General features: G+C 61.3%; 14 protein-coding genes. 12 read left to right on the top strand and 2 right to left on the bottom strand.

The window, feature by feature from the left end; translation table 11 throughout:
• Positions 1 to 89: 89 nt before the first annotated feature.
• From AD666_RS03830 to hemE, 11 genes are all read left to right on the top strand, one after another.
• On the top strand, positions 90 to 1,154 hold the full coding sequence (locus tag AD666_RS03830) for a pilus assembly protein PilM (RefSeq protein WP_053147738.1): 1,065 nt from the start codon (positions 90 to 92) through the stop codon (positions 1,152 to 1,154).
• Positions 1,154 to 1,720 carry a PilN domain-containing protein gene (locus AD666_RS03825; RefSeq protein WP_053147736.1) on the top strand — a complete coding sequence of 189 codons (567 nt, stop codon included), beginning with the start codon at positions 1,154 to 1,156 and terminating at the stop codon, positions 1,718 to 1,720. The genes AD666_RS03830 and AD666_RS03825 overlap by 1 nt, the downstream gene beginning before the upstream one ends.
• Positions 1,717 to 2,340, top strand: a complete 624-nt coding sequence (gene pilO / locus AD666_RS03820; protein ID WP_053147734.1) for a type 4a pilus biogenesis protein PilO — start codon at positions 1,717 to 1,719, stop codon at positions 2,338 to 2,340. Before AD666_RS03825 ends, pilO begins: the two co-directional genes overlap by 4 nt.
• Positions 2,337 to 2,882, top strand: a complete 546-nt coding sequence (locus AD666_RS03815; protein WP_053147732.1) for a pilus assembly protein PilP — start codon at positions 2,337 to 2,339, stop codon at positions 2,880 to 2,882. Before pilO ends, AD666_RS03815 begins: the two co-directional genes overlap by 4 nt.
• Entirely contained in the window at positions 2,879 to 4,966 is a 2,088-nt protein-coding gene (gene pilQ / locus AD666_RS03810) for a type IV pilus secretin PilQ (RefSeq protein WP_053147730.1), read from the top strand. Before AD666_RS03815 ends, pilQ begins: the two co-directional genes overlap by 4 nt.
• A gap of 4 nt (positions 4,967 to 4,970) precedes the next feature.
• Positions 4,971 to 5,489, top strand: coding sequence for a shikimate kinase AroK (gene aroK / locus AD666_RS03805; RefSeq protein ID WP_053147728.1), 519 nt, complete (start codon positions 4,971 to 4,973; stop codon positions 5,487 to 5,489).
• 145 nt (positions 5,490 to 5,634) lie between these two features.
• Entirely contained in the window at positions 5,635 to 6,735 is a 1,101-nt protein-coding gene (gene aroB / locus AD666_RS03800) for a 3-dehydroquinate synthase (protein ID WP_053147724.1), read from the top strand.
• Positions 6,736 to 6,745: 10 nt separating this feature from the next.
• Positions 6,746 to 8,356 carry an AAA family ATPase gene (locus AD666_RS03795; RefSeq protein ID WP_053147723.1) on the top strand — a complete coding sequence of 537 codons (1,611 nt, stop codon included), beginning with the start codon at positions 6,746 to 6,748 and terminating at the stop codon, positions 8,354 to 8,356.
• A 351-nt stretch (positions 8,357 to 8,707) separates the two neighbouring features.
• Positions 8,708 to 13,156, top strand: a complete 4,449-nt coding sequence (gene gltB, locus AD666_RS03790; protein ID WP_053147721.1) for a glutamate synthase large subunit — start codon at positions 8,708 to 8,710, stop codon at positions 13,154 to 13,156.
• A gap of 33 nt (positions 13,157 to 13,189) precedes the next feature.
• Positions 13,190 to 14,608, top strand: coding sequence for an FAD-dependent oxidoreductase (locus AD666_RS03785; protein WP_039592434.1), 1,419 nt, complete (start codon positions 13,190 to 13,192; stop codon positions 14,606 to 14,608).
• A 251-nt stretch (positions 14,609 to 14,859) separates the two neighbouring features.
• Positions 14,860 to 15,927, top strand: a complete 1,068-nt coding sequence (gene hemE / locus AD666_RS03780) for a uroporphyrinogen decarboxylase (RefSeq protein WP_053147719.1) — start codon at positions 14,860 to 14,862, stop codon at positions 15,925 to 15,927.
• A gap of 88 nt (positions 15,928 to 16,015) precedes the next feature.
• Here the strand turns inward: hemE and AD666_RS03775 are convergent, their stop codons facing one another.
• Positions 16,016 to 17,290: an MFS transporter gene (locus tag AD666_RS03775; RefSeq protein ID WP_053147717.1), complete on the bottom strand. Its 1,275-nt coding sequence runs from the start codon at positions 17,288 to 17,290 to the stop codon at positions 16,016 to 16,018.
• A 119-nt stretch (positions 17,291 to 17,409) separates the two neighbouring features.
• Between AD666_RS03775 and AD666_RS03770 the strand changes: the two genes are divergently transcribed.
• On the top strand, positions 17,410 to 18,306 hold the full coding sequence (locus AD666_RS03770; RefSeq protein WP_053147713.1) for a LysR family transcriptional regulator: 897 nt from the start codon (positions 17,410 to 17,412) through the stop codon (positions 18,304 to 18,306).
• 83 nt (positions 18,307 to 18,389) lie between these two features.
• On the opposite strand, the gene AD666_RS03765 is transcribed toward AD666_RS03770, so the two are convergent.
• Positions 18,390 to 22,475: a dermonecrotic toxin domain-containing protein gene (locus tag AD666_RS03765; RefSeq protein ID WP_053147711.1), complete on the bottom strand. Its 4,086-nt coding sequence runs from the start codon at positions 22,473 to 22,475 to the stop codon at positions 18,390 to 18,392.
• Positions 22,476 to 22,571: the final 96 nt, after the last annotated feature.

Here is a 22,571-nt window from a genome sequence, read left to right as displayed (position 1 = left end):
CGCCATCCGGACGTCCGTCGGGCCGGCGTGATTGAACGCAATGCGTATTAGAGAGTCCGTAACTCACGGATAGTCATAGGGAATTGGTAGTGCTACGACTCTTCAATAAAAAAGCCCATGCGTTGCTGGGGATAGATATCAGCTCCACGTCGGTGAAGCTGCTCGAGTTGAGCCGCCAGGGCGACCGATACCGTGTCGAGTCCTACGCGGTCGAGCCGCTGCCGGCCAATGCCGTGGTCGAGAAAAACATCGCCGAGCTCGAAGGGGTGGGGCAGGCGCTGTCCCGGGTGGTGGCCAAGGCCAGGACACCCTTGCGCAGCGTGGCGGTGGCCGTGGCGGGATCGGCCGTCATTACCAAGACCATCGAGATGGACGCCGGGCTGTCCGACGATGACATGGAGAACCAGCTCAAGATCGAGGCCGACCAGTACATTCCTTATCCGCTGGATGAAGTGGCCATCGATTTCGAGGTCCTGGGCGTGTCGCCGCGTAACGCCGAGCGGGTCGAGGTGCTGCTGGCCGCCTGTCGCAAGGAAAACGTCGAGGTGCGCGAGGCTGCGCTGGCGCTGGCCGGGTTGGCGGCACGGGTGGTTGACGTCGAGGCCTATGCACTGGAGCGTGCCTTCGGCCTGCTGGCTACGCAGTTGGCCGCTTCCCAGGAGCGATTGACGGTGGCGGTGATCGACATTGGCGCCACCATGACCACCCTGAGCGTGCTGCACAACGGTCGAATCATCTACACCCGCGAGCAATTGTTCGGCGGTCGGCAACTGACCGAGGAGATCCAGCGCCGCTACGGCCTGACATTCGAGCAGGCGGGGCTGGCAAAGAAACAAGGGGGGCTGCCCGACGATTATTCCGGTGAGGTACTGCAGCCCTTTCGCGAAGCCTTGGTGCAGCAGGTATCGCGCTCGCTGCAGTTTTTCTTTGCGTCGGGCCAGTACAGCGCGGTTGACCACATTCTGCTGGCAGGCGGCACGGCGTCGATCACGGGGCTGGATCGGCTGATCGAGCAGCGCCTGGGCACGCCTACCCAGGTAGCCAACCCGTTCACCAACATGGCCCTTGGCAGTCGGGTCAACGCCGGAGCCCTGGCCAGCGATGCACCCGCGCTGATGATTGCCTGCGGACTGGCCCTCAGGAGCTTCGACTGATGGCGCGGATCAACCTGCTTCCCTGGCGCGAAGAGCTGCGCGAAGAACGCCGCAAGCGCTTTTTACTGGCGTTGGCGGGGGCGTTTGTCGGCGCGGTGGGCGTGATATTGATCGCTGTCCAGTACCTTGACAGCGCCATCGACTACCAATTGGCCCGTAACAGCCACATCTCGGAGCAGATCGCGGAGCTGGACGAGCGCATCAAGCAGATCAGTGAATTGAAAGCCCGTCGCCAGCAACTGCTGGAGCGCATGCGCATCATTCAGGACTTGCAGGGTAATCGGCCGGTCAGTGGGCGTATCTTCGACCAGCTGGTGCGTACGTTGCCCGATGGGGTGTATTTCACCGAGGTGAAGATGGAAGACCATACGCTCTCCATCAAGGGCGCCGCGCAGTCGAACAACCGGGTCTCTGACCTGATGCGCAACCTGGACGCATCTGACCTCTTCGATGCCCCGAGCCTGACGGAGGTAAAGGCAACCACGGCCGGCCAGCTCGACCAGGCCAATGTGTTCCAGTTGACGGTTCGCCAGACCCGTCCGGTCGACATGGAGGAGGCCCAATGAGACCGGCGGAGTGGTTCGACGCGCTGCGCAAGATCGATATCAGCGACCTGGACACCAATAACATCGGTTCATGGCCAATGCCGGTCAAATGGCTGGCCGGTGTCCTGCTGGTGATCCTGGTTCTGGGCCTGGGCTATAAAATTGCGCTGAGCGACCTGGAAGATCAGCTGCAGCAGGTGCGCGGGGAGGAAGGCACCCTCAAGGCGCAGTTCGCGGGCAAGGCCCATATGGCCGCGAACCTCGAGCGCTACACTGAACAGATGAAGCAGATGGAGGCGTCGTTTGGCGTACTGTTGCGGCAGTTGCCCAGCGACACCGAGGTGCCCGGCCTGTTGGAGGACATCACCCGTACCGGCCTGGGCAGCGGCCTGGAATTCGAAGAGATCAAATTGCTGCCCGAGGCCACCCAGCCGTTCTACATCGAGCTGCCGATCCAGATTACCGTGACCGGGGGCTACCATGACCTGGCGACCTTCGTCAGCGGCGTTGCCGGATTGCCCCGTATCGTCACGCTGCACGATTTCGACATCGCCCCCATGGAGCCCGGCGGGGGAGCGAAACTGCGCATGAGCATCCAGGCCAAGACCTACCGCTACAACGAGCAGGAGGCGCAGCCATGATGTCGCTTCGCTGCTTAGGCCTGTTAGCGGGGCTGGTCGTCCTGGCGGGCTGCAACGGCGGCGATGGCTTCGACGACCTGGACGCCTACATGAACGAGGTGCGCCTGCGCCCGCCCGGCAAGATCGAGCCGATGCCCATATTCAAGCCCTACGAAACCTTCACCTACAGCGCCGCCAACCTGCGCAGCCCGTTTTCCCGGCAGGTCCCGGTGGACCAGGCCGGCAGGCAACAGGGCTCGCGCAATGTCCGACCCGATCCCAACCGGGTCAAGCAATACCTGGAAGGCTTCAATATCGAGCAGTTTGAAATGGTCGGTACGATCGCCAATGCCGGCGGCTCCTTCGCGCTGCTGCGTGGCGCCGGGGGGGTGCATCGGCTCAAGGTCGGTGACTATCTGGGACGCAACGACGGGAGGATCGTCGCCATCAGTGCCACTCAGGTCGATGTGGTCGAGATCGTCCCTGACGGTGAGGGGGGCTGGCTGGAGCGACCACGGACCATTCCTTTGAAAGAGCACTCATTAGTGGAATCCCAACAATGAACAGGATTTTGACAGCCTTCGGTATTTCGCTAGGGATAGCGCTGATGTCGCCGATGGTTCTCGCGGCCAGCCTCAAGACGCTGGACGTCGCGGCGTTGCCGGGGGACCGCGTCGAGTTGAAGCTCAGCTTCGACGGGCCGCCGCCGACGCCTCGCGGCTACACCACCGAGCAACCGGCCCGCATTGCCCTGGACTTGCCCGGGGTTACCAATCAACTGGCTCGCAAGACCCATGACCTGGGCGGCGGCAATGCCCGTAGCGCTACTGTGGTCGAGGCGGGGGATCGCACCCGGCTGATCATCGGTCTTACGCAACTGGCGCCCTATAACGCCCGGGTCGAGGGCAACAACCTGTTCGTGGTGGTCGGAAAGGGTGCTGCTCCCAGGACCACCGTCCCCAGAACGGCTGCTCAGCCCCAAGGGACGGCCATGACCAGCGCTGCGCCTGCCAGGCGCAACGCGCCGGTGGGCCGGGCCATTCGTGGCGTGGACTTCCAGCGAGGGACCCAGGGCGAAGGCAATGTCGTGATCGACCTGTCGGATCCATCCATTGCCCCTGACATCCAGGAGCGTGAAGGCAAGATCATCCTCTCATTCGCCAGGACCCAACTGCCCGAACCGCTGAGGGTGCGCCTGGATGTCAAGGATTTCGCCACTCCGGTGCAGTTCGTCAATGCCAGTGCCGGATCGGACCAGGCCACCATCAGCATCGAGCCCGGTGGCACCTATGATTACTCGACCTACCAGACCGACAACCGGCTGACCGTCAGCGTCCGGCCGATGACCGTGGAAGACCTGCAGAAACGCAACAGCGATCGTGCTGCCTATAGCGGAGAGAAGCTGTCCCTCAATTTCCAGGACATCGAGGTGCGTTCGGTCCTGCAGCTGATCGCCGATTTCACCAACCTGAACCTGGTGGCCAGCGACACGGTGCAGGGCGGCATCACCCTGCGCCTGCAGAATGTGCCGTGGGACCAGGCCCTGGACCTGGTGCTCAAGACCAAGGGGCTGGACAAGCGCAAGGTCGGCAATGTGTTGCTGGTGGCCCCTGCCGACGAAATCGCGGCCCGCGAGCGCCAGGAGCTGGAGTCTCAAAAGCAGATCGCCGATCTTGCACCGTTGCGGCGCGAGCTGCTGCAGGTCAACTATGCCAAGGCAGCGGACATCGCCAAATTGTTCCAGTCGGTGACCAGCGCCGAGGCCAAGGCCGATGAGCGCGGTACCATCACGGTCGACGAGCGAACCAATAACATCATTGCCTACCAGACCCAGGACCGGCTCGATGAACTGCGACGAATCGTCGCCCAGCTGGATATCCCGGTGCGCCAGGTGATGATCGAGGCACGTATCGTCGAGGCCAACGTCGATTACGACAAGAGCCTGGGGGTGCGCTGGGGTGGTTCGATACAGAACAAGGGCAACTGGAACGCTTCCGGGGTCAGCACCGGGGACTCCACCACCATCGGCACACCGGGCAGCACCAGCACCAACCAGCCGTTCGTGGACATGGGGGCGTCGGGCAACACATCGGGAATCGGCATCGCGTTCATCACCGACAATGTCCTGCTGGACCTGGAACTGACCGCCATGGAGAAAACCGGAAACGGGGAAATCGTCTCCCAGCCCAAGGTGGTGACATCCGACAAGGAGACGGCGAAAATCCTCAAGGGCACGGAAATTCCCTATCAGGAAGCCAGTTCCAGCGGCGCTACCTCGGTGTCGTTCAAGGAGGCCTCGTTGTCGCTGGAGGTGACACCACAGATCACCCCGGACAATCGCATCATCATGGAGGTCAAGGTCACCAAGGATGAGCCCGACTACCTGAACAAGGTGCAGGAAGTGCCACCCATCAAGAAAAACGAGGTCAACGCCAAGGTGCTGGTCAATGATGGCGAAACCATTGTGATTGGCGGCGTTTTCTCAAATACTCAGAGCAAGGTTGTAGATAAGGTGCCATTTCTTGGCGATGTGCCGTATCTTGGCCGCCTTTTCCGGCGTGATGTGGTTTCGGAGAAAAAATCCGAGCTGCTGGTATTCCTCACTCCGCGTATCATGAACAACCAGGCGATTGCTGTGAGTCGTTGATTCTGTGCGAAATTTGATTCTTGTTGGGCCGATGGGCGCTGGAAAAAGCACCATCGGCCGTTTGCTGGCCAAAGAGCTGCGCCTGCCTTTCAAAGATTCCGACAAGGAAATTGAATTGCGCACGGGCGCCAATATCCCATGGATCTTCGACAAGGAAGGCGAACCGGGCTTTCGTGATCGTGAGCAGGCGATGATCGCCGAGCTGTGCGCATTCGATGGCGTGGTGCTGGCCACCGGTGGGGGCGCGGTGATGCGCGAGGCCAATCGTCGGGCGCTTCACGCGGGCGGACGAGTGGTCTACCTGCATGCTTCCGTCGAACAGCAGGTCGGTCGTACCGCCCGGGATCGCAATCGTCCTCTGTTACGCACCGCCGATCCGGCCAAGACCCTGCGGGACTTGCTGGAACTGCGCGATCCGCTGTATCGCGAGATCGCCGATGTGGTGGTGGAAACCGATGAGCGGCCACCGCGTATGGTGGTGCTGGACATTCTCGAACGCCTGCAGCAGTTGCCCCCCCGTTAATGCTCCACGGGAAATGCGCTATCCTCGGCGTCTCGTCTTGGCTGCCAGGGGCGCGTCGAAGGCCATTGAATGCGTCATGGCGAGCACTGTGGACTTTCGTTAATTGCAGGCAGGACGCCTGATTCCATCTTCAGCGTGGGGAAACATGCAGACACTTAAGGTCGACCTGGGCGAGCGCAGCTACCCGATTCACATTGGCGAAGGCTTGCTGGACCAGCCGCAGCTGCTGGCGCCGCATATCGCCGGGCGGCAGGTGGCGATCATCTCCAATGAAACCGTCGCCCCGTTGTATCTGGAGCGTCTGGCGCGCAGTCTGTCGGCTTTTTCGGTCATTTCCGTCGTACTGCCCGACGGAGAAGCCTTCAAGAACTGGGAAACCCTGCAACTGATCTTCGACGGCCTGCTGACGGCACGACATGACCGTCGCACCACGGTCGTGGCCCTGGGGGGCGGCGTGATCGGCGATATGGCCGGTTTCGCCGCCGCCTGCTACCAGCGTGGGGTCGATTTCATCCAGATTCCCACCACGTTGTTGTCGCAGGTCGACTCCTCGGTGGGTGGCAAGACAGGGATCAACCATCCGCTGGGCAAGAACATGATCGGCGCTTTCTATCAGCCCAACGTGGTGCTGATCGATACCGCGACCCTGAAGACTTTGCCTGCTCGCGAACTGTCTGCAGGACTGGCGGAAGTCATCAAATATGGCCTGATCTGTGACGAGCCATTCCTGGGGTGGCTCGAAGAGAACGTAGACCGCCTGCGTGCGCTGGACCAAACGGCCCTGACGTACGCCATCGAACGCTCCTGCGCCGCCAAGGCCGCCGTGGTAGGCACCGATGAGCGGGAGTCGGGTGTGCGCGCCACGCTCAACCTGGGCCACACTTTCGGCCACGCCATCGAGACCCATATGGGCTATGGTGTCTGGCTGCACGGCGAGGCGGTCGCAGCCGGCACGGTCATGGCCCTGGAAATGTCCGCGCGCCTGGGCTGGATCAGCCAGCAGGAACGTGATCGCGGCATTCGCCTGTTCCTGCGAGCCGGGCTGCCGGTGGTTCCGCCCGAGGAAATGACCGAAGCCGATTTTCTCGAACATATGTCTGTCGACAAAAAAGTGATCGACGGTCGTCTGCGCCTGGTGCTGCTGCGCCGCATGGGCGAAGCGGTAGTGACCGACGATTATCCGAAAGAGGTTCTACAGGCCACGCTGGGAGCGGATTACCGTGCCCTGGCTCAGCTTAAAGGTTAATAAGATTCCGATGACTAGTTTGCATGCCGACGAGGCTTTCCTCGGCCATTTCCAGTTGAGTCACGACCCTTTCGCTCCACGGGTCCCGGGCTTCAAGTTCTTCCCGGCCCAGCGCAAGCCAGTGCTGGGGCAATTGCATCATCTGGCGCGCTACAGCCAGTTGTTGCTCGTGGTCACCGGTCCCCAGGGCAGTGGCAAGACGTTGCTGCGCCAGGCCCTGGTGGCCAGTACCAACAAGCAATCGGTACAGAGTGTGGTGGTCTCGGCCCGAGGAGCTGGCGACGCCGCTGGCGTGTTGCGTCAGGTGGCTCAGGCGTTGAATGTCGCCCAGGCCGAAATCGGCGCGATTCTCGAGCAGATCGTGCAGTTGGCGCTGACCGGGCAGGAAGTCTATCTGCTGGTGGACGATGCCGAGCAGCTCGACGAGTCCGCCCTCGGGGCCTTGCTCGAGTTGGCGGCCGGCGCGCCGGAAGGTCGTCCCCATGTGTTTCTCTTTGGCGAGCCGTCGCTGATCGCCGGCCTGGAGCAGTTGCAGCTCGAGGAAGAGCGCTTCCACATCATCGAACTGGCGCCCTACACCGAAGAAGAAACCCGCGAATACCTGGCTCAGCGCCTGGAGGGGGCAGGCCGGGGTATCGAACTTTTCACCGCCGATCAGATCTCTGAGATTCACGAAAGCTCCGACGGCTGGCCTGGCAACATCAATCAGGTCGCCCGCGATGCTTTGATCGAAATCATGATTGCCAGCCGCTCAGCGGTGAAGCGTCCAAGTATGGGGTTCAACATGCCGAAGAAACACGTATTGGCGATTTCCGCGGTGGTCGTGGTCGCCATCGCGGCTGCCTGGCTGATGCCGGGGCGCAACAAGGCGCCGTCCACGGGCGCACCGGCCAACGAACAGGCGCAGCTGCCCCTGGGCCAGGGTGCGCCACAACCCAACGGTGGTGCCCCGGCGGTGGAATTTGCCGGAAGTACCCAGCCGATGCCGCTGCCGTTGGTCGGCCAGTCGCAACCGGTGATGCGCGGCCCCCTGGCCGAAGCGGCCGGCGGAATCACCGAGGGCGACGACGGTACTGCGCCACCGATCGACGACAGCAGCGACACGCCGCCCACGCCGCCCACCGTGACCACCACCGCGCCGCCCGTAGGTGTGCCGGCGGGTCCGGCGCCAACGCCAACGCCAACGCCAACGCCTGCTCCCGCACCAGCCGCCAAGCCGGCGCCTGCTCCCACCCAGGTGGCTACCGCCAAGCCAGCGCCGGCCCCCACACCCGCTGCCAAGCCCGCACCGACGCCGGCCGCCAAGCCTGCCACTACCGCGGGCAAGGCCACAGGGGGGAACTGGTACGCAGGCCAGGCACCGGGCAACTATGTGGTGCAGATTCTCGGCACCAGCTCCGAATCTGCTGCGCAAAACTTCGTCAAGGAGCAGGGCGGCGAGTACCGTTATTTCAAGAAAGTGCTCAACGGCAAGCCGCTGTATGTCATCACCTACGGCAGCTTCGCCAGCCGCGATGCAGCCGTTTCCGCCATCAAGGCCTTGCCAGCGAAGGTTCAGGCTGGTAAACCTTGGCCTCGCACTGTCGCCAGCGTCCAACAGGAACTGGCAGCAACTCGCTGAAGATTCGGCGGCCTTACCCAGGCCGCCTCTCCCGGCAACCTCAACATTTCCGCAAGGGCGGGCGACCTTTCCAGGCCGCGCGCCTTGTGGTGTCTGCGTCATAGTAGCGTTTGAGTCGCAGCGGTCGAACCCAAAAAAGTTTTGACTAGCACAGCGTATAGCTTTAAACCTTTCACAAATGCGACATGGATTTGCGACAGTTCGTCGTCAAATTTGTGGGCGTCTGTGTCGGCATGTACAATGACCACCCTTTTGCCCCCGCAAAGCCGGCGTACGTTCGGCGCGATATGCAACTGGTTGAATTGAAAAGAAATTTGTCTCGATAAGAGGCAGCCTGGTGAGAAAGTGTCTATGAAAGCAGGTCTGTACCAACCCGATGAGTTCAAGGATAACTGCGGTTTTGGCCTGATAGCCCACATGCAGGGCGAACCCAGCCATACCCTTTTGCAAACCGCCATTGAGGCCCTGACCTGCATGACCCACCGCGGTGGGATCAACGCTGACGGCAAGACCGGCGACGGTTGTGGCTTGCTGATTCAAAAGCCTGACGAGTTCCTGCGTGCCGTTGCCCAGGAAACGTTCGGTGTGACCCTGCCCAAGCAGTACGCCGTGGGCATGGTGTTTTTCAACCAGGATCCGGTGAAGGCCCAGGCGGCTCGCGAAAACATGAATCGTGAGATCCTGGCCGCCGGTCTGCAATTGGTGGGTTGGCGCAAGGTGCCGATCGACACCAGCGTCCTGGGTAGCCTGGCCCTGGCGCGCCTGCCGCAGATCGAGCAGGTGTTCATCGCCGGCGAAGGCCTGAGCGACCAGGAAATGGCGATCAAGCTGTTCAGCTCCCGTCGTCGTTCGTCCGTGGCCAACGCCGCCGACACCGACCACTACATCTGCAGCTTCTCCAACAAGACCATCATCTATAAAGGCCTGATGATGCCGGCGGACCTTACCGCCTTCTATCCGGACCTGAGCGACGAGCGCCTGAAGACCGCGATCTGCGTGTTCCACCAGCGCTTCTCCACCAACACCTTGCCGAAATGGCCGCTGGCCCAGCCGTTCCGCTTCCTCGCCCACAACGGCGAGATCAACACCATCACCGGCAACCGCAACTGGGCCCAGGCCCGTCGCACCAAGTTCGCCAATGACCTGATGCCGGACCTGGACGAACTTGGCCCACTGGTCAATCGCGTAGGTTCGGACTCTTCGAGCATGGATAACATGCTCGAACTGATGGTGACCGGCGGCATCGACCTGTTCCGTGGCGTGCGCATGCTGGTGCCGCCGGCCTGGCAGAACGTCGAGACCATGGACCCGGACCTGCGGGCTTTCTACGAGTACAACTCCATGCACATGGAGCCGTGGGACGGCCCGGCCGGTATCGTGATGACCGACGGTCGCTACGCCGTGTGCCTGCTGGACCGTAACGGTCTGCGCCCGGCGCGCTGGGTCACCACCAGCAACGGTTTCATCACCCTGGCTTCGGAAATCGGTGTCTGGAACTACCAGCCCGAAGACGTCATCGCCAAGGGCCGTGTAGGCCCGGGCCAGATCTTTGCCGTGGACACCGAAACCGGTCAGATCCTCGACACTGACGCTATCGACAACCGCCTCAAGTCCCGTCATCCCTACAAGCAATGGCTGCGCAAGAATGCCCTGCGCATCCAGGCGACCATGGAAGATAACGACCATGGCTCGGCGTTCTACGATGTCGATCAGCTCAAGCAGTACATGAAGATGTACCAGGTCACGTTCGAAGAGCGCGACCAGGTGCTGCGTCCGTTGGGCGAGCAGGGCTACGAAGCGGTCGGCTCCATGGGTGACGACACGCCGATGGCGGTGCTGTCGCAGCGCGTGCGCACGCCGTACGACTACTTCCGCCAGCAGTTCGCCCAGGTGACCAACCCACCGATCGACCCGCTGCGCGAAGCGATCGTCATGTCGCTGGAAATCTGCCTGGGCGCCGAGCGCAACATCTTCCAGGAATCGCCGGAGCATGCCTCGCGGGTGATCCTGAGCTCGCCGGTCATTTCCCCAGCCAAGTGGCGTTCGTTGACCAACCTTGACCGCCCAGGCTTTGCGCGCCAGGTCATCGACCTGAACTACGACGAAAGCGTCGGCCTGGAAGCGGCCATCCGCAATGTCGCCGATCAGGCTGAGGAAGCCGTGCGCGCCGGTCGCACCCAGATCGTGCTCAGCGACCGCCACATCATGCCGGGCAAGCTGCCGATCCACGCTTCGCTGGCCACCGGCGCGGTGCACCATCGCCTGACCGAAAAAGGCCTGCGCTGCGATTCCAACATCCTGGTGGAAACTGCCACCGCTCGCGATCCGCATCATTTCGCGGTGTTGATCGGCTTTGGTGCTTCGGCGGTGTATCCGTTCCTGGCCTATGAAGTACTGGGTGACCTGATCCGTACCGGTGAAGTGCTGGGTGACCTCTATGAGGTGTTCAAGAACTACCGCAGGGGCATCACCAAGGGGCTGCTCAAGATCCTGTCCAAGATGGGTATCTCGACCATCGCGTCGTATCGCGGTGCGCAGTTGTTCGAGGCCATCGGCCTGTCCGAGGAGGTGTGCGAGCTGAGTTTCCGTGGCGTGCCGAGCCGCATCAAAGGCGCGCGTTTCGTCGACATCGAAGCCGAGCAGAAGGCCCTGGCCGCAGAAGCCTGGAGCCCACGCAAGCCGATCCAGCAGGGCGGCCTGCTGAAGTTCGTCCATGGTGGCGAATACCACGCCTACAACCCGGACGTGGTCAACACCCTGCAGGCCGCCGTGCAGCAGGGTGACTACGCCAAGTTCAAGGAATACACGTCGCTGGTGGACAACCGTCCGGTGTCGATGATCCGCGACCTGCTCAAGGTCAAGACCCTGGACACGCCACTGGACATCAGCGAAGTGGAGCCGCTTGAATCGGTGCTCAAGCGCTTCGATTCCGCCGGTATCTCCCTGGGTGCGTTGTCGCCTGAAGCCCACGAAGCCCTGGCCGAAGCCATGAACCGCCTCGGTGCGCGTTCCAACTCCGGCGAAGGCGGTGAGGACCCGGCGCGCTACGGCACCATCAAGAGTTCGAAAATCAAGCAGGTCGCCACCGGCCGCTTCGGTGTGACACCCGAGTACCTGGTCAACGCCGAGGTGCTGCAGATCAAGGTTGCACAAGGGGCCAAGCCCGGCGAGGGTGGTCAGTTGCCGGGCGGTAAGGTCAACGGCTTGATCGCCAAGCTGCGTTATGCCGTGCCTGGCGTGACGCTGATCTCGCCGCCGCCGCATCACGACATCTATTCGATCGAAGACCTGTCGCAACTGATCTTCGACCTCAAGCAGGTGAACCCGAAGGCCCTGGTCTCGGTGAAACTGGTAGCGGAGGCCGGTGTCGGCACCATTGCCGCCGGTGTCGCCAAGGCCTATGCCGACCTGATCACCATCTCCGGCTACGACGGCGGCACCGGTGCTTCGCCGCTGACTTCGATCAAGTATGCCGGTGCGCCGTGGGAGCTGGGCCTGGCGGAAACCCACCAGACCCTGCGCGGCAACGACCTGCGTGGCAAGGTCCGGGTGCAGACCGACGGTGGCTTGAAAACCGGCCTGGACGTGATCAAGGCCGCCATCCTCGGCGCCGAGAGCTTCGGCTTCGGCACCGCGCCGATGATTGCCCTGGGTTGCAAATACCTGCGCATCTGCCACCTGAACAACTGCGCCACCGGCGTGGCGACCCAGAACGAGAAGCTGCGCAAGGACCACTACATCGGCACCGTCGACATGGTGGTGAACTTCTTTACCTACGTGGCCGAAGAAACCCGTGAGTGGCTGGCGAAGCTGGGCGTGCGCTCGCTCGAAGAACTCATCGGCCGTACCGATCTGCTGGAAGTGATCGAGGGCCAGACCGCCAAGCAGCATCATCTGGACCTGACCCCGTTGCTGGGCAGCGAGCATATTCCGGCGGACAAACCACAGTTCTGCCAGGTGGACCGCAACCCGCCGTTCGACAAGGGCGAGCTGGCCGAGAAGATGGTCGCGATGGCTGCTTCGGCGATCAACGACCTGAGCGGTGCCGAGTTCGAACTGGACATCTGCAACTGCGACCGTTCCATCGGCGCGCGGATCTCCGGCGAAATCGCTCGCAAGCATGGCAACCAGGGCATGGCCCAGGCGCCGATCACGTTCCGCTTCAAGGGCACTGCGGGCCAGAGCTTCGGCGTCTGGAACGCCGGCGGCCTGAACCTGTACCTGGAAGGCGACGCCAACGACTATGTTGGCAAGGGCATGACCGGCGGCAAGCTGGTCATCGTTCCGCCCAAAGGCAGCGCCTATAAGACTCAGGACAGTGCCATCATCGGCAACACCTGCCTGTACGGCGCCACCGGCGGCAAGCTGTTCGCCGCCGGCACTGCGGGCGAACGTTTCGCCGTGCGCAACTCCGGGGCCCACACGGTGGTGGAAGGTACTGGCGATCACTGCTGCGAATACATGACCGGTGGTTTTGTCTGTGTACTGGGCAAGACCGGTTACAACTTCGGCTCTGGCATGACCGGCGGTTTCGCCTATGTGCTCGACCAGGACAACACATTCGTTGACCGGGTCAACCACGAACTGGTGGAAATCCAGCGGATCAGCGGCGAGGCCATGGAAGCCTACCGCAGCCACTTGCAACGCGTACTGGACGAGTATGTCGAGGAAACCCAGAGTGAGTGGGGGCGTGAACTCGCCGAAAACCTCGACGACTATGTGCGTCGCTTCTGGCTGGTCAAGCCCAAGGCTGCCAACCTCAAGTCGTTGCTTTCCAGCACCCGTGCCAACCCGCAGTGATATGCGCCTGAAGAGTTTGATGAGGTTTTAATAATGGCTGAACGTCTGAATAACGACTTCCAGTTCATCGATGTCGGGCGCAAGGATCCGAAGAAGAAACTGTTGCGTCAACGCAAGAAAGAGTTCGTGGAAATCTACGAGCCTTTCAAACCCCAACAGTCGGCCGACCAGGCCCACCGTTGCCTGGGTTGCGGTAACCCCTACTGCGAATGGAAGTGCCCGGTGCACAACTTCATTCCCAACTGGTTGAAGCTGGTGGCCGAGGGCAACATCCTCCAGGCCGCCGAGCTGTCTCACCAGACCAACACCCTGCCGGAAGTCTGCGGCCGGGTGTGCCCGCAGGACCGTCTGTGCGAAGGTGCGTGCACCTTGAACGACGGTTTCGGCGCAGTGACCATCGGTTCGGTGGAGAAGTACATCACCGACACCGCGTTCGCCATGGGCTGGCGCCCGGACATGTCGAAGGTCAAGCCGACCGGCAAGCGGGTCGCCATCATCGGTGCCGGCCCGGCGGGCCTGGGCTGTGCCGACGTGCTGGTGCGCGGCGGCGTGACCCCGGTGGTGTTCGACAAGAACCCGGAGATCGGTGGCCTGCTGACCTTCGGCATCCCTGAGTTCAAGCTGGAAAAGACCGTGCTGAGCAATCGTCGCGAAGTCTTCACCGGCATGGGCATCGAGTTCCGCCTGAACACTGAGGTGGGCAAGGACGTGACCATGGAACAACTGCTCGAGGAATACGATGCGGTGTTCATGGGCATGGGCACCTACACCTACATGAAGGGCGGTTTTGCCGGTGAGGACCTGCCGGGCGTGTATGACGCGCTGGACTTCCTGATCGCCAACGTCAACCGCAACCTGGGCTTTGAAAAGTCGCCGGAAGATTTCGTCGACATGAAGGGCAAGAAGGTCGTGGTCCTGGGCGGTGGCGACACGGCGATGGACTGCAACCGCACCTCGATCCGCCAGGGCGCCAAGTCGGTGACCTGCGCCTACCGTCGTGACGAAGCCAACATGCCCGGCTCGCGCAAAGAGGTAAAGAACGCCAAGGAAGAAGGCGTGAAGTTCCTCTACAACCGCCAGCCGATCGCTATCGTCGGTGAAGACAAGGTCGAAGGTGTGAAGGTGGTCGAGACCCGTCTCGGCGAACCGGACGCCCGTGGCCGTCGTAGTCCCGAGCCGATCCCAGGCTCCGAAGAAATCATCCCGGCCGACGCCGTGGTGATCGCCTTCGGCTTCCGCCCGAGCCCGGCGCCGTGGTTCGAGCAGTTCAGCATCCAGACCGACAGCCAGGGCCGCGTCGTGGCACCTGAGCAGGGCCAGTACAAACACCAGACCAGCAATCCGAAGATCTTTGCCGGTGGCGATATGGTGCGTGGTTCGGACCTGGTGGTGACGGCGATTTTCGAAGGCCGTAATGCGGCGGAAGGGATTCTGGATTACCTGGGCGTCTGATTCGCTCCCGGGCTGAAATGCAATACAAATGTGGGAGCGGGCTTGCTCGCGAAAGCAGTAGATCGGTTGATAAATATGTCGCCTGACACACCGCTTTCGCGAGCAAACCCGCTCCCACAAGTGTTTTGTGGTGTTGCGCAGATTGGGTCCCACCGCGACAAATTGCCCCGATAGATAAAAGGCACGGCTCTCGCCGTGCCTTTTGCGTCGCGCTCTGAGAAAATGCCCGCACTTTTTTTCCGGATGCCGACATGACTGCCCTGAAGAACGACCGTTTCCTTCGCGCCCTGCTCAAGCAACCCGTTGACGTCACCCCGGTGTGGATGATGCGCCAGGCCGGTCGCTACCTGCCCGAGTACCGCGCCAGCCGCGCCAAGGCCGGCGACTTCATGAGCCTGTGCATGAACCCGCAGTTCGCTTGCGAGGTCACGCTGCAACCGCTCGATCGCTACCCGCAGCTGGACGCGGCGATCCTGTTCTCGGACATTCTCACCATCCCCGACGCCATGGGCCAGGGCCTGTACTTCGAGACCGGTGAAGGCCCGCGTTTCAAGAAAGTTGTCAGCACCCTGGCTGACATTGAAGCCTTGCCGATCCCCGATCCGCAAAAGGACCTGGGCTACGTCATGGACGCGGTCAGCACCATCCGCCGTGAACTCAACGGTCGCGTGCCATTGATCGGCTTCTCCGGCAGCCCCTGGACCCTGGCGACCTACATGGTCGAGGGCGGTTCGTCCAAGGACTTCCGCAAGACCAAGGCCATGCTCTACGACAACCCGCAAGCCATGCACCTGTTGCTGGACAAGCTGGCGCAGTCGGTCACGTCCTACCTCAACGGCCAGATTCTGGCCGGCGCGCAAGCGGTGCAGATCTTCGATACCTGGGGCGGCAACCTGTCGGCGGCGGCCTACCAGGAGTTTTCCCTGGCTTATATGCGCAAGATCGTCAGCGGCCTGATTCGCGAACATGAAGGGCGCCGGGTACCGGTGATCCTGTTCACCAAGAATGGCGGCCTGTGGCTGGAGAGTATCGCTGACGCCGGCGCCGACGCCCTGGGCCTGGACTGGACCTGTGACATCGGCAATGCCCGTGCGCGCGTTGGCGACAAGGTGGCCCTGCAAGGCAACATGGACCCAACCGTCCTCTACGCCAAGCCTGAAGCCATTCGTGCCGAGGTTGGTCGAATCCTGGCCAGCTACGGCAAGGGCAGCGGCCATGTGTTCAACCTGGGTCACGGCATTACGCCGGAAGTCGACCCGGAACACGCCGGTGCTTTCCTGCGGGCGGTCCATGAATTGTCGGCGCAGTATCACGACTGATTACAACGCCTGGAAAAAGATCGCGGCCTGCGTCCGCTTCTACTCAGAGTGAATCTGTAGAAGCGGACGCAGGCCGCGATCTTTTGTTTCAGGCGCTTATATTTTCCAAGGGTGGCAGCTTCGCCAGTTTCACCGCTACCAGCAACGCCACCATCAGCAGCGTGGCAATGAACAGGCCGATGCCGTTCCAACCGCCAAGGTGCCAGGCCACGCCGCCTGCAGTACCCGCGACGCTCGACCCAGCGTAATAGCTGAACAGATAAAGTGACGAAGCCTGGCCCTTGGCTTTAAGGGCGCGGCGACCGATCCAGCTGCTGGCGACCGAATGTGCACCGAAGAAGCCGAAGGTGAACACCAGCATACCCACGATCACCACCGACAGCGGCGTCACCATGGTCAAGGCGAGGCCAGCCAGCATCAGTGCGATCGTCACCCAGAGCATCTTGCGCCGGCCGACCTTGTCAGCCAGCGCACCGACTTTCGCCGAACTGTAGATTCCCGACAAGTACACCACCGACAGCAACCCGACGAACGCCTGTTCCAGATGATAAGGCGCGGCCAGCAGTCGGTAGCCGATGTAGTTGAACAGCGTCACGAAGGCGCCCATCAAGACAAAGGCTTCGAGGAACAACAACGGCAAACCGGCATCGCGAAAGTGCAGGGTGAAACCGTCCAACAGGCTGCGTGGATGCAGCGAGCGTGGGCGGAAGTTGCGCGACTCGGGCAGGATCCGCCAGAACACCGCCGCGGCAATCAGTGCGAGGCCGCCGATCACCAGCATTGCGGTATGCCAGCTGACGAAATCGATCAACACACCAGCGATCAGCCTCCCGCACATGCCGCCGATGGCATTGCCGGCGATATACAGTCCCATCGCCAGGCCGATGTGCCTGGGGTGGATTTCTTCGCTCAGGTAGGTCATCGCGACCGCTGCCAGCCCGCTCAATGACAACCCCACGAGGGCGCGCAATACCAGCACGCCGTGCCAGGTCGGCATCATCGCGCTGGCAATCGTGCACAGCGCCGCAGCGAACAGTGCGGCGACCATCACCGGTTTGCGGCCGATGCGATCGGAAATCGGACCGGTGATCAACAGGCCGATGGCGAGCAGGCCGGTCGCCACCGACAGGATCAGGCTGCTCTGGGCGGCATTGATGGAAAACTCCGCCGACAACAACGGCATCATCGGCTGCACGCAATACAACAGGGCGAAAGTCGCGAAGCCCCCGCAAAACAGCGCGAGTACCGTGTGCATGAACATCGAGGTGCCTTTTTCGATGTAGATGTCTTTCAGTTCGGCAGCGGCTTCGTCCTGTACGCGAGGGGGAATTTCATGGGTCAGCGGAGCGACAACGGTTTTCACGATGAACCTCGGGAGAGCACGGCCAGGCAGGCAATGAAAAAAGCATATAGCCGGCTAATGTTTCTATCCAATATATTGTTCGACCTGTTTAAGACGTTTGGCGACTTATTGGAATGCCTATGGAATTGCGTCATCTGCGTTACTTCATTGCCGTGGCCGAGGAACTGCATTTCGGCCGTGCCGCACTGGCGCTGGGTATCTCCCAACCACCCTTGAGCCAGCAGATCCAGGCGCTGGAACAGGAGATCGGTGCGCGCTTGTTCGAGCGCACCAATCGTCGGGTCGAGCTGAGCGAGGCTGGGCGGTTGTTCCTTGAAGAGGCGCGTCGTGTGTTGGCCCAGGTCGATAAGGCGGCCGACGTCGCCCGCCGCGCTCAGTTGGGTGAGCTGGGGGAGCTGAAGATCGGCTTCACCTCCTCTGCGCCGTTCAATTCCACCATTCCCCAGGCGATTTTCACCTTCCGCCAACGTTATCCCGCTGTGCATCTGACCCTGCGGGAAATGAGCAGTACCCAAGTGGCCGACGCACTGATGGACGAAACGATCGAGGTCGGCATCATGCGTCCGTTGCCACTGCCCGATAGCCTGGGCGTCATTGAATTAAGTCACGAGCCGTTGGTGGCCGTGCTCAGCGCCAAACATCCACTGGCCCAGGGCAACGAAAAAGGGCTGTTTCTCTCGGCGTTGGCCCAGGAGCCCTTCGTGTTCTTTCCCCGCAGCTACGGCAGCGGCCTGTATGCACAACTTCTGAACCTGGCACGAGACGCCGGTTTCAGTCCGCATTTCGCCCAGGAAGCTGGCGAAGCCATGACCATCATCGGTCTGGTGGCGGCGGGGCTGGGCGTCTCGGTGTTGCCAGCGTCCTACCAGCGGATGCGAATCGATGGCGTGGTCTATCTACCGCTGCTCGATCCTGCGGCAGTCTCGGCGGTGTGGTTGGTACAGCGCAAGGACCAGCGGTCGCCGATGGCGAAGGGGTTTGTGGCGTTGTTGACCAGCGATACCGAAACCTCCTGATCTGTCAATATCATCGTCGGAGATCCTCATTCGCCAACAAGCCCCCAGCCTGCAGGGACTTGTGTTTGCTCGCTTATTGTTATTCAACCCTCCCAGACCGTCGCAGGTTTATTGACGTGATAGTCATAAAAACCCTGCAGCGTCCAGGTATCACCCTTGCGTTCGAACGCCGCACGCCACGCACCTCTGCCGCTTCCGGGGGAGAGCTGGGCCATGTCATACCAATAATATTTGTTGATTCGCTTGGTGGTTGCCCTGCCGGCACGAATGTCGTCCATGATCTCCGTGATCTTGGTCTTGGCCGCGTCCGGGAAGCTGTTATAGGACATCTGTGTTTCCGCCAGAGTGCTTGCGCTTACGATGAACTTGTCCTTGACCGGCGATGTTTCCGGCGGGGTTGCAGGCGTGCTGGTGGCCGGGGTCTTGCCAGGCACTTTTTTCGAAGGGACCCGGGTCACCACCTCGATATCGAAGGTGTCGTAGTTCGAGAGCTCTCTTGTAAACCTGGTGATGTCCTCTTGGGTAACCAGTAATGTTTTTCTCAGTGACTTACCTTTTTTGACGATGAGATAGGGAATCTTGTTGTTCCGAATTTCCGTCAGAAGCCCGGGCTTGTGTAGTTTTTTCATCTCTTCCCTGAAGATTTCCAGCTTCTTGCTTTTGTACACCGCAAAGTTTTCAGGCGTTTCCTTGTACTTTATCTTTGCGGCGTCGACTTCAGGTCCTTCCCCGGGGAAGTCGATCCCCAGCTCGGTCCAGACTCTTTGTTCGGCGGCGGCAACCACGTCATGGATATCCGCCTGTATCTTGGTCATCGCGGCTTTCTTCTTGCCCTGTTCGGGAATGATCGTGACGAACAGTGCACCGGTGAGGTTGTCGGGCAGGGATGACATCATCATCTTGAAATTGCCTTCACTGTCGAAAAGCTCGCGCCTGAGCGGCAGTGTCATGTCGAAGATGCGGATTTTCTGGGTCGAGTTGAGTTGCAGGCCTTGGGATTCGAGATCCTTGGTGCAGTAATCGACTGCCTGCCACACGTTGTATTTGTACATCAGATTTTCGTGTGACGTTTTGTGGGGCGTGAAGCTGCGCAGTCCTTTGTTTATGGCGTCGATTCGCGAGCGATAGACGTTTATATCGCTTATGCCCATTTCACTCATGCTCTCGTGCACGATACGCTCGGCCAGTTCGTCGGGCATCGAGTAGATGACTTTCCTCGCTATGGAAACCACGTTGCGGGAGGGCCAGTGATGATCCACCAGAACCCCTTCGACCAAGACGTTGTAGATTTTGCGCTGCGCTGTCTCCGGGGGCCGACTGAACGGATTCTGCAGGTTTCCGCCACCGAGCAGTCGCAGCGGTTCCTGGAGTTGCCAACGACCGTTTTTCCAGGCCACCCTTCGTTGGTTCGACCGATTGCTGGACGCGTAGATAATCTGCTCACCCTCCTGTATCGCTGTCTTGCAATAGTCCTTGCCCAGCTTCAAGTAACCTTGCCCGCTGGCGTCCCGATACCGGTCACGACCTTCGGGCACCCATCCCTTGCGGTTGAAGCCTTTCAGAACGAAGGGTTCCAGCTCGGGGTCCGGCATGCGAGGCAGCGAGGACAGCATCGGGCGCCCCATGCTGTGACGGCGCGCCGCGCCGGCCATGATCAGATCCTGTCCGGCCTCTACCAATACTTCGCCCAGCCCGCTGATAAAGTCTTGCGCCCACTGGCTGAAGCTGCCGCCTTCATCCTGGACCGCCGATACCACGGCGCCACCCGCCATGGTCGGCAGGATCGCGCGGCCCAGCACTCCGCCCAGGCGGCCGGCGTAAAACATGGCCATTGCGCCGGTCAATAACGCGACACCCTTGCGACGTCCGTCCTGTGCCGCGGCGCTGTCGCGTTCGGCATTGCTCACGGTCAGCGAGCCAGCGGTCTGGAGCGCGTGGGTGATCTGGGTCTCATGCAGTGCCTTGAACAGGTTTTCCTTGACCACGGGCGAATAGACATTCGACGCAAAGTCATCCTGGACCCTGTGTTTTATCCACGAGAAGCTCGGTTGCGTGATCTTCTTGATTTTCTCGTTGAGCGTCAGGTTTTCCGATGCCGGGACCAGGCTGGCCAATTGATCGGCCTGTTCCAGCAGTGGCAGTTGCGATATCAGCCAGCGGGCCATCTCCAGCGTGGCGGTAAGCGTCTGCACCAAGGCTGTTTCCAGCGCTCGATCACTGTTCGCATCGACGTCCCTGAACGTCTTGCCGTCCGGTGCCCCGGGGGTGTACAGCGTCAGCGAGGGGCGGCTCGCCAGTGTCTTGACCCCGAATACAAGGATTTCCTTCAGCACGTTGCGGCCCCATTGAATCTGCCGGACCACCACCTCGTGGCCGTTGACCTGCATGCGGCCTTGCGGTTCCGGGCTGTCCAGCGCGGTCAGCACCAGGTTGAGTCCGGTCTTGTCCTTGTCATGCCTCAGGTCGCCGGAGATATGGGCGGCCCAAGCCTGGGCGCGCATCTGTTTGGCTTTCAAAGCCATCCATTGCGGCTGGTGGCTGCGCGCTGCCAGTTGCAGTTCGGCCGGCAGCCGGGCGCCCACGTTCGCCCGCTCGATGATATGTACGATCTGCGCGAAGCTCAGTGGTCCTTCTACGGTCACGTGAGCGGCATTGCGTTCGTCCGGGGTCAGATTGGACATTGCCCACTGCGTCATGGAACGGCAGTCATCGACTATGGCTTTGACCTTGTCCAGCGCTACGCCTGAGCCAAATGGCGATTCACCTGTCGGAGCGTGTGGATCGAGGACCTGCTTGCGGATACTCAGGATGATTCGGTCTGGGTCGGCCGGGGCGTGCTTTTCCTTGATGAACCGGGCAAGCAGTTCACGAGTCCGTTCCTGAAGCGCGTCCTGGGTGGCCAGGGTCACCGGGTCCGGTGGTGGCGACACGTCTTCCAGGGTTTTCTGCAGATCCTGTACCGCCCTCCACCACGCCACGCGGTCGCTGCCAGTGACGTTCGGATTGCCATGCAGCCAGTCATCCAGTTTTTTCTGGTTCAGTCGCAGTTCGCGCTCGTCCATGACACCCGCCAGGTCCAGCCTGTCGCCGATGCTCGCCGCGGCGTCCATCCTGGTGACCCATCCGCTGAGTTTTTCGCCTTCGGCCGGGCCGCCCAGCAAAACATCATTCAGGGCTGCCTTCTGGGTCGTCCGCAGGTCCGCGACCAGATGGGCGAGGAAGTTCTCGGCCACAGGGGTGGTGCCCACCCTGTCAGCGGCGCCAGCGTCCTTTTTCAGGCCGGCTTTCAGTGCTACCAGGTCCCCGTGGATCTCCAGCGGGTCGCCCGGGCTGTACAACACCGCGTGTCCCGGATGGTCGTTGCTGTCGTGTTGGGTCAATGCGATGGCGGAGCTCAGCGGTACGCTGAATCCCCATCCCTCGGGCGTAATGTCCAGCACGTAGACGCCAGGTCGCAGACGCTCCGGGAGGCTGGCGCGAGATGTCGCGTCCGGAGCCGCCAGCCCCAGGTCCGCCACCGCCTTATGCATCTGCGGGCTCAGCGTCCCGTCCAGGAGATGAAGATCGGCCTGGGCCTTGAGTTGTGTACCGAATTGCAGCGCCAGCCAGTCGCCCACGTGGCGTCCCTGGCTGAACGCGGCGGGTTTGGACCAGAAGTCATCCAACGCTTGCGCCAGTAGCTGCCCGAAGGAAGCCGTCAGGGTGCTGACCATTCGCCTGAGTGCCTCCTTTGCGCTACGGCTGTTCAGCACTGGCGGCATTTGCGTGGTTTCGCCCTGCTTCACAAGGACATCAATGTCGTCCGGTTCGAGGAAAAATTCGTACGTATCGACCTTGCCGGCGATGGCCCGCCAGACCAGCGTGTCGAGGTCCACCGTGTCCGTCACCCGGCGTGTGGCGGGCCCTTCAGTGGTGCGCTCGGTTGGAGGGATAGCCTCTTCTCGTCGTGTGTAGACGGCCAGTTCATGGACATTCACCTCGTCCGCCAAGGTGGGAAAGGTGTGTTTGAACCAGTAGTCCAGATGCTGCTTCGCTATTTGCGAAGCCCGTGGAATGGCATCGTTCAAGCGGATCATCTGCTGTTGCGATGCCGTGAGTCGGTTCGTCAACGCAGCGCTATCGACCTGGGGCGGGCTGACAGACGGAGTGGATGGATTGTTGTCCTGCATGTGCTCTTCCTGAGTTGTTTTCGGAAGAGCAACCTATTGGAGTGGCGCCACCAGCGTGCGGTATATAGATACCGCACCTGGCGGCGCGAGGCGGCT

It is taken from the genome of Pseudomonas sp. Pf153, from assembly GCF_001269775.1.
In the GTDB taxonomy this organism is placed as follows: Bacteria; Pseudomonadota; Gammaproteobacteria; order Pseudomonadales; family Pseudomonadaceae; genus Aquipseudomonas; species Aquipseudomonas uvaldensis.
This window is presented reverse-complemented; position numbering and strand designations above follow the sequence as displayed.

Coding starts and splice junctions, on each gene's coding strand:
- pilO (WP_053147734.1), top strand. CDS start 1,717: ATGAGACCGGCGGAGTGGTTCGACGCGCTGCGCAAGATCGATATCAGC.
- hemE (WP_053147719.1), top strand. CDS start 14,860: ATGACTGCCCTGAAGAACGACCGTTTCCTTCGCGCCCTGCTCAAGCAA.
- aroB (WP_053147724.1), top strand. CDS start 5,635: ATGCAGACACTTAAGGTCGACCTGGGCGAGCGCAGCTACCCGATTCAC.
- AD666_RS03785 (WP_039592434.1), top strand. CDS start 13,190: ATGGCTGAACGTCTGAATAACGACTTCCAGTTCATCGATGTCGGGCGC.
- pilQ (WP_053147730.1), top strand. CDS start 2,879: ATGAACAGGATTTTGACAGCCTTCGGTATTTCGCTAGGGATAGCGCTG.
- AD666_RS03765 (WP_053147711.1), bottom strand. CDS start 22,475: ATGCAGGACAACAATCCATCCACTCCGTCTGTCAGCCCGCCCCAGGTC.
- AD666_RS03795 (WP_053147723.1), top strand. CDS start 6,746: ATGACTAGTTTGCATGCCGACGAGGCTTTCCTCGGCCATTTCCAGTTG.
- AD666_RS03825 (WP_053147736.1), top strand. CDS start 1,154: ATGGCGCGGATCAACCTGCTTCCCTGGCGCGAAGAGCTGCGCGAAGAA.
- AD666_RS03770 (WP_053147713.1), top strand. CDS start 17,410: ATGGAATTGCGTCATCTGCGTTACTTCATTGCCGTGGCCGAGGAACTG.
- AD666_RS03815 (WP_053147732.1), top strand. CDS start 2,337: ATGATGTCGCTTCGCTGCTTAGGCCTGTTAGCGGGGCTGGTCGTCCTG.
- gltB (WP_053147721.1), top strand. CDS start 8,708: ATGAAAGCAGGTCTGTACCAACCCGATGAGTTCAAGGATAACTGCGGT.